Source organism: Paenibacillus sp. FSL R5-0623, assembly GCF_037974265.1.
GTDB lineage: Bacteria > Bacillota > Bacilli > Paenibacillales > Paenibacillaceae > Paenibacillus.
In genome coordinates this window covers 2,799,120-2,805,845 of record NZ_CP150233.1, presented here as the reverse complement: position 1 = coordinate 2,805,845, position 6,726 = coordinate 2,799,120, and the positions used below count along the sequence as shown (strand labels likewise).

The window sequence follows — 6,726 nt, the reverse complement described above, 5'->3', positions numbered from 1 at the left end:
GTTCCCCCTTACTGCAATTTTTTCGGTGTGAAGAAAGACAGCATATGCTCAGGCTTACGATGGGTTTGTCCTGAAGACGATCCGACCACCAAGTTTTTCTCCTCAACCTCATCCGGCCAAAACCGGGCTCTGTTCCAGATAATGCGATTGAAACGAGGTTCCAGTGTTGCTTTATTTGGGTCTGGTACACCTTCATTGCTGACAAGGATATGAGCGTTATTTCCTCCGAGTCCAAACGCGCTGACACCCGCACGCAACACTTTATTGGTCCAAGGTGTAAGTTCTTGAACAAGGAATAACGGACTTTCTTCAAACCGAAATCTCGGATTCGGATGCGGACAATTTAAACTGGGCGGGATCTGACCATGTACCATACTCAGCAAAACCTTGATCATGCTAACTGCCCCTGCTGCACTCAACAGATGTCCCACATTGCTTTTGACACTTCCCACACCGCAAAGATCCCCCTTTTTCATACTGGTTCCCAGCACTTGGGTTAACGCTTTAAGCTCAATGGGATCTCCAATGACCGTGCCTGTTCCATGTGTTTCTACATAATTGATTGAAGCCGGATCAATATTTGCATCCTTGATGGCACGTTCGATTAACGACTGCTGAGCCTGGGGGTTCGGTGTGGTGACGCCCATTGTATGACCATCATTGTTAATCGCAGAGCCATCAATCACTCCGTAGATTTTGTCACCGTCCGTTATGGCCTGTTCCAATCGTTTCATGACGATTACTCCACAGCCCTCCCCAACCCCAATTCCATTAGCGGAGGCATCAAAGGTTTTACATTGTCCATCTGGTGACAGCACCTTTGATGCAGTCAGGGAAAGATAAGGGGTCTCGTCCAATAAAACTTCAACCCCACCAGCGATCACCAGATCTGCTTCCCCATTCTGCAAACTCCGGGCACCCAGATGGATGGCTGTTAGGGAACTGGAACAAGCGGTGTCCACGACCATGTTGGGACCTCTGAGGTTATATAAATGAGCCAAATGTGCCGTAATAAAATTTTGACCTGTGCCAATAATGGTTTGTTTGTTGTCCCGACGTATTTTGTTCATGAAATGACCTGTTCTTGCCCCTGCAAACACACCAACCTCAAGCGACTCAAGCTGACTCTTTCCATATCCTGCATCTGCAAGTGCTTCAGCGCTAACCTCAAGCCACTGCCTTTGCAAAGGGTCCAGATGAGTTGCCAGGGAATGATCCATTCCGAAAAAATCGGGATCAAACCATTCCAGCTCATCGAGAAAAGCCCCCCATTTGCTCATGCTTTTCCCGGCTTTGCCATCAGGATGGTAGTACGTTCTCCAATCCCACCGGGATGACGGAATTTCACGTATACTGTTTTTGCCTGTTTTTAGATTGTTCCAAAATTGTTCCGGGTTCACCGCATCCGGGAAATGACAGGCCATTCCAATGATGGCCACTCGGGATCGAGAACGATCTTTGGGCGGCTGGAGAATCTGTCGAGCCTCATGTCTGTTGATCTTTTCGGGAGATGTACGTGGACTTGTTGCGTATTTTTGCAGCAAAGCCCCTGTCAGTCCTGCAATCGTTGGATACTCCAAAAAAAGACCAGGTTCCACCACAGGAATTTGAAGTTCGCGTTCCATCCGGCGTGCCAGCTGAGCAATCAAGATTGAATCCATCCCGAAATGTTCGAAGGATCGGTCCGGGTTCACTTTCTCGGGTTCAATACACAATTCCTCGGCGAATATGGAACTTAATTTCATCTGTAATATATCGGATGTATCAGAAAAAGAAACACCACTTGTCATAGGTATTTCGGACATCGTTTCTGCTTTCACCACTCTGGAAATTCCCGATTCCCCCTCAGTGTCAATGAATTCGCTGCTCACGATTGCCGGAAGCATGACTGCACCTGGTTGAGTGATTAATGCCCAGTCCAGCAGCTTCAATCCTTCTTCATCCGTGATGCTAAGCAGACCGGTTTCGTTATAAGCTTGACTTGGAAACTCACCCATTCCGGATTCCTTCCAGTTCGGCCATTGGATACTGATAAGTGGACTGGTATGGGCATTCGCTGCAGCATAATAATCCATGTAGGTGTTAGCCATAGCGTAATCGCTTTGTCCGACACCAAGTTTCGAAATGGCTCCAGCCACAGAAGAGAACAGGACAAAAAATTGCAAAGGATCGTGACGGAAGCATTCATAGAGTGCTACAGTGCCTAATATTTTGGGAGACAATACGTTCCGAATCGACTCCAGTGGTTTACGAATAAAGGCGGGATTTTCCATGTCGGCTATGCCAGCTGCGTGAATTACTCCTCCGGCTACGCCCATCGTTGAACGTATGTGTTTTGCAGCCTCCAGAAGTTTCTCTTTATCACCTATATCAAAAGACAGTACTTCAATCTGTACGCCCTGCTTCTCCAATTCCAGGATACTTCTAACTTTACTGCCGATCTCATCTTTGTCCTCGCGTCGTGTCCCCCATTCATGTCGAGATGGAAATGGGGTCTGACCCATCAGAACAAGTTTACGGACCCCGTAGTGTCGGACGGCATGCTGCGCACAAAGCATGCCTAGACCCCGTGTCCCTCCAGTGACCCAAAGAACGTGATTGGAGGGAAAAGCGAGTCGGTTTTGATTCAACTGCTGTATATTGATGTTTTCGATTGTATCAAGATAAGCACTGTACCGCTGTCCTTCACGATAACAGACTTCCTGTTCCTTACCCGTATGAGTTAACTCCTGAACGATTTGTGCTGCGACATCAAGCTCACTGTCTGCCGGGTCCACATCGATATGCCGCGAAATAATATGTCTGTACTCACTTTGTAGTATCCTGTAGAGCCCAGCCCGTTCTGCTCCACCTAGATAAATCGATTTATTTGGGAAAGACTCCAGCCCCATAGTGACTCCAAGCAGCTTTAATTCTTTGTGTCCACGGGTATCAATCATCTGTTGAAGCCTTGCTAACCAGTAGATCAGTTTGTCCAGCATCATTTCTTCTGCTTCCATCTTTCGGCCACAGCCTGACAGATCTATAAAAGCATCACAATTCATCAAAACATCGAGCAAACGTCCAGAGTCCTGCTCCTCCTCACTCACAAGCACAACCTGGCTGCCCAGTATTATTTGTGAAAGTTTATTGGCAAGCCCAACGGTTTCCAGTGTAGATCCAACCACAACTTTTCCATGCCCAGGATCAGGATTTGTAACTGCCGAATGCTTCCATTGCTTCAAAAGAAGCTTTGCTATTCTCTCCTCTTTGTTGTCAGAAGCAACATTCGAAATCTCACTTTTTACATCTGTTTCAACGGACCTCGTCGCTATCCCAGACCTCACCCAATATTTTTCCCGTGCAAAAGGATACGTTGGCAGAGGTATTCTTTTAACCTTTTCTGTCAAATAAAGCCGGTTATAATCCAATTCATACCCTTGTACATACAGTTCTGCAATAGTATGCAGGTTTTCAACATATCGCGAATCATCTAATGATTCGGTAGCTATTTGTTGGATACATTCATTGCCAAAACGTCGAAGAACGGATTGCTCTTGGGAAGGCTGGCCTGATAAATCCGTCGTGTAGATCTGTGATGAGCCTCCGGTGTCCAGCCATTGTTCCAAAATGGAGGCCAGATCGTCCGAATGCTGGACTACACAGGCTGCCCGATGCTCCAAATGCCTTCTCCCCGTCATCAAAGTAAAGCTTGCACTAGCAAAATCAAGCCGGGCAGCCACTTTCCCGTAATGTTGCACCATTCGTCTCACTTGTTCCCTTAACTGTCCTGTCGATTGTGCAGACCACACCAATAGATAACCCGGTTTATGTATTAAAGGAGACAACTCTCCAGGAGGCTCCTCAATGGCAAGGTGAGCATTGGTTCCACTAAAGCCAAATGAGCTTACAAGTGCAGCCCTTTTTTGTCCGGGGGGTGTATGCCATGGAATTAATTGAGTATTGACATAGAATGGACTTTTCGAAAAATCAATATCGGGATTCGCTTTGGAATAATGAATGGATGGCGGAATCTGTTGATGTTTCAAGGCCAATAATAATTTGATCACACCGGCTATGCCCGCTGCTGCAATCGAATGTCCCATATTGGACTTGATCGAACCTAGTACAGCATATTGTGAACGACTTGTATAATTCCGGAAACTTCGATTCAGCGCATCGAATTCAATGGGATCACCCAACTTCGTTCCAGTACCATGTGCTTCAACCAATTGGATCTGATCCGGATTAACACCGAACTGGTCGTATAACTGGCGTTCCAGTCTTTCCTGCGAAGCTCTACTAGGGGCTGTGATACCATTGGTACTCCCATCCTGATTGATACAGCTGCCTTTGATGATCCCGTGTACATGATCTCCATCTTGGATGGCATCCTCCAGCCGTTTGAGCAACACGGCTCCAACACCTTCACCCGGTACAAAACCGTCTGCACGTTCATCAAAGCTATGACACCTTCCAGCAGGGGACAACATGCCCGCCCGACTAGCAGAATTATAAAAATCAGGCGTGGATTGCACAAACACTCCACCTGCCAGAGCAAGCTCCACTTCCCCTGACCATAGAGCTTGACAAGCCAGATGAATGGCAACCAACGAACTAGAACATGCGGTATCCACTGCGATAGCTGGCCCCTGTAAATTCAGAAAATAGGATACCCGGGCAGGTACGATGGATGCAGCATTACCCCAAAAAGCTTGTGCAGGTGCCTGTTCACCGATCAACTTCTCATAGTCTCCTCCGCAATATCCGGTGTAGACTCCGCATTTGCGGCCATGAATCAGTTCCCCTGCATATCCAGCGTGTTCAAGGGTTTTCCACGATTCCTCCAGAAACAATCGCTGCTGCGGGTCCATATGCATTGCTTCAACATTGGAGATTTTGAAAAACAAGGGGTCAAAACAGTCGCTATTTTCCAAAAAAGCTCCATGATTATTTTCCGTTTTCTCTACGGATGATCCTGTCTGTTCCGAAGTCCACCGCGCCCCACGCTGAATCAAGTCATGACCTGCGGCCAAATGCTCCCATAATTCATCCACATTATCCGATTGTGGGAATCTGCCGCTGTAGCCAATGATCGCAATATCCTTGTGTCTATTGTTGGAACCGGGGGATGTTATATCACCATCGGAATGACTCTCCATGGCATCATCCAACGTGAACTCTCGCTCTTCACTAATCCGTTCAGTTCGTTGAACGTCGGGCTTCTCGGTACTGCAACCTCCATGAAACTCCATTTGTTGTTCTGGCTCCAGCGGTTTCTCCTGATACATAGGGGCAATATACTGTGCAAGCTGGTTGACACAAGGAAAATCAAAAATATCAGTGGTGAACAGCTCCGTTCCCAATCGTTCATTAATCGAATGAATTAATCGAACACCCGTTATGGAGTCAACCCCATAATCGGAAAAAGCCTCCTCATGGTCGATAAGCTGTGCCTCCACTTTCAAAGATTCGCATAGTGTCCGAACAAGCACTTCCTTTATGTACTTCAGTTTTTCTTCGGATGAACGTGAACTCTCCAATTCAGGTAACCGGATTTCTGACGGTTTTTCCTGCATATTCTGCGAATTGCGGCTCGTTTGACTTTGGACCTGATGTTTTACCGTTTGCTCATGTTTCAAGGTTTGCTGACGTACCACGCCATTGCTTGTCCCCATTATCACTTGCTGGCCCTTGAATTCGTCAGTGTGAGCCAGTAACTGAACTTCCCCGAACCCCTCGGATAACAATACGTTTTTCCAAGTTTCCTGTTCAAGCAAAGGTCCTCCGGAAATACGCAGAGCAGGGTCCACATAGCTCCACCACCCATCCAATAACCCAAACGTAAGGTGATTCATAAGGGTATTTTCGGTAATTTCATTAATCAAAAAGACACCCTTACAACGGAGCAATGCCTTAACATTCCTTAAGGCAAGGCGAATATTAGGAGCAGCATGCATGACATTAGTTGCTATCGCTATATCATAGGTCCCCGCTTGCAAAGATTGGGTGGACACCGGTTTGGACAAATCAAACGTTCCGTATGTAAGGTACGGATAACGCGGGCCATATACCTTTTGGGCATGACTTAAAAAAGCCTGGGAAAGATCCGTATAACAGTATTCCAGAATATGGGGGTAAAAATCATTCAGACGGTTAAAAACCGCCTGGCTCGTGCCTCCCGTTCCAGCTCCGATCTCCACAATGCGAATATGTGCACTCGGCTCCCGCACAAGTTGCTGTTTTATAATAGCTGCAACCCGATCTGCCAAAACGGCATTGAAATAATCGGCAGCAGGATTGTTCATGTAAATGTTCTCCACCAGTTGCATGGAACTATTCGGAAAAATAATGTCGGTTGCGGACTTCTGACCAGTCAAAATGTCCGGCAGTGCTCGGAGCGTGGCATCCAGCAGTGGAATGTAGGAAGACACATTTGGATCGGATAGCCACAGCAATTTTTTCCTATCCCATTCCTTCCATGCATGAGCCAGGTCCGTATCGTTGGTCTGAATCAAGGGATTTACAGCGTCAGTAGAGGTGCAATAACCGTATTTTCGCAAATAAAGAAAACTCTCCCGCCACCATCTTTCGTAACGCTCGATCAATGAATCAGGTATTTCTGCTACAGCTGCATCTTCACCCCGGAAATTGTTCAAAAGTCCTGCAGCATGCAGTCTGCCCCATAATAATTGACCCAACAACTCTTTCAGTTCTGTCATTACACGTTCCCCCCACCGTCTGATA

Annotated in this window: 1 protein-coding gene; it reads right to left on the bottom strand. The window is 46.9% G+C overall.

Annotated elements, in window-relative coordinates:
• Nucleotides 1-8 precede the first annotated feature (8 nt).
• Nucleotides 9-6,701: a beta-ketoacyl synthase N-terminal-like domain-containing protein gene (locus MKY92_RS12860; protein WP_339301031.1), complete on the bottom strand. Its 6,693-nt coding sequence runs from the start codon at nucleotides 6,699-6,701 to the stop codon at nucleotides 9-11.
• Nucleotides 6,702-6,726: the final 25 nt, after the last annotated feature.

Coding starts and splice junctions, on each gene's coding strand:
- MKY92_RS12860 (WP_339301031.1), bottom strand. CDS start 6,701: ATGACAGAACTGAAAGAGTTGTTGGGTCAATTATTATGGGGCAGACTG.